Consider the following 1,724-nt stretch of genomic DNA (forward strand, 5'->3'; position numbering starts at 1 on the left):
TGAATACCTTGATCCCGGCCGCGCCCGGCAACCGCTCAAGCTCGCCGACATCCCCGGCGTTTTCGCGGGTGCCGCCGACCCAGAAGGCAAAATCGCAATGCATGCGATCCGTGCCGCGCCGAACCTTGTCGGCAAGCGCTGCCTCGCTGGTGGTCAGCGGATTGGTGTTGGGCATCTCGAACACGGCGGTGACGCCGCCAAGCACGGCTGCGCGCGAACCCGTTTCCAAATCTTCCTTGTGCTCCAATCCCGGCTCACGAAAGTGCACCTGACTGTCGATGACGCCCGGCAGGATATGCAGGCCGCGGCAGTCGATCGTCTCGCCCGCCGAGGCCTGGCGGAGATCGCCGATGGCGGCGATGCGCCCGCCCTTCACGCCGATGTCGCGAGCCCCTTCGCCGTCGTGGTTGACCACGGTGCCGCCTGTCAGGATGAGGTCGTAGATCATGGCCATGCTCTCTTGCGGGGGGAGTGCCAGCGGCTTACGTAAAGGCCGACCGTTTTGCAAGATCAGGTTGCTTTTCCACCCATGCCCTTTGCCCAGCTCAAAGACCGCGCCCTCGTTTCCGTATCAGGTCCGGATGCCGAGCATTTTTTGCAGAACATCCTGACCACCGATCTCGACATCCTGGCTCCCGGCGAAGCCAAGCCCGGTGCGCTGCTGACGCCGCAAGGCAAGATCCTGTTCGATTTCCTGATCTCCCGCACCGGCGAGAATGCATTTTGGCTCGAATGCCGCGCCGACATATCGGACGATTTCATACGCCGGCTGACGCTCTACAAACTGCGCGCCAAGGTCGAGATTGCCAAATCCGATCAGGCATTTGTCATCGTCGCATGGGGACATGAATCAACACCCTCGCAATCCGATTCAACGGCGGCCGCCGACACACGCTTTCCGAAGGGTGCCGTCACGCGTTCCTATGGCGAAACAGATAAGCGCAGCGATGTCGCCGCGTGGCAAGCCTTCCGCATTGCCGGCGGCATTGCCGAAAGCGGCAGCGACTACCAACTCGGAGACGCCTTCCCCCACGACGTGCTGCTGGACGAAACCGGTGGCGTCGGCTTCAAGAAGGGCTGCTATGTCGGCCAGGAGGTCGTCTCGCGCATGCAGCATCGCGGCACCGCCAGGCGGCGCGTGCTGATTGTGTCGGCTGACGGGTCCCTGCCCGCGCCCGGCATCGAACTGACCGTCGAAGGCAGGCCGGTTGGCATGCTTGGCTCGACCGCCGGCACGATCGGTCTGGCGATTGCGCGCATCGATCGGATCAAGGCGGCGCTCGACGCCGACCTGCCGATCATGGCGGCGGACGTTCCGGTTACACTAGCCATTCCCGGCTGGGCAAAATTCGCCTTCCCGCAGGAAGCCGTCAGCGCGGAGGAGGCCTGATGGCGGCCGACCGCGTCGGCGCGCCGGCACGCGCCTGGCAGCGCATGTTGTCGGGCCGCCGGCTCGACCTGCTCGATCCCTCTCCGCTCGACATCGAGATTTCAGACATTGCGCATGGGCTCGCCCGCGTTGCCCGCTGGAACGGCCAGACCAGCGGCGAGCATGCTTTTTCGGTTGCCCAGCACTCGCTGCTGGTCGAAGCGCTGTTCCGCGACCTGGTACCCGAGGCTTCGGCCGACGCCCGGCTGGCGGCTCTTCTGCACGACGCCCCCGAATATGTCATCGGCGACATGATCTCACCGTTCAAATCGGTGATGGGCGGCAGCTACAAGGA

The 1,724-nt window shown here is 64.3% G+C and carries 3 protein-coding genes; 2 read left to right on the forward strand and 1 reads right to left on the reverse strand.

All coding sequences use genetic code 11. The features are described 5' to 3' along the window. Positions 1–454, reverse strand: a 454-nt coding sequence (locus EN939_RS32960; protein WP_164751455.1) for an amidohydrolase family protein, incomplete at its 3' end; no start/stop codon positions are given. Positions 455–529: 75 nt separating this feature from the next. On the opposite strand from EN939_RS32960, the gene ygfZ reads away from it, so the two are divergent. After that, positions 530–1,390: a CAF17-like 4Fe-4S cluster assembly/insertion protein YgfZ gene (gene ygfZ / locus EN939_RS32965; protein ID WP_127271671.1), complete on the forward strand. Its 861-nt coding sequence runs from the start codon at positions 530–532 to the stop codon at positions 1,388–1,390. Further along, a partial coding sequence (locus tag EN939_RS32970; protein WP_164751456.1) for an HD domain-containing protein occupies positions 1,390–1,724 on the forward strand: 335 nt, incomplete at its 3' end. The genes ygfZ and EN939_RS32970, both read left to right, overlap by 1 nt.

Origin of the sequence: Mesorhizobium sp. M7A.F.Ca.CA.002.05.1.1, from assembly GCF_003998335.1 — a bacterium.
Classification (GTDB): Bacteria; Pseudomonadota; Alphaproteobacteria; order Rhizobiales; family Rhizobiaceae; genus Mesorhizobium.

Bases quoted from the DNA above. Each gene is read 5' to 3' on its own strand.
- ygfZ (WP_127271671.1), top strand. From the start codon at position 530: ATGCCCTTTGCCCAGCTCAAAGACCGCGCCCTCGTTTCCGTATCAGGT.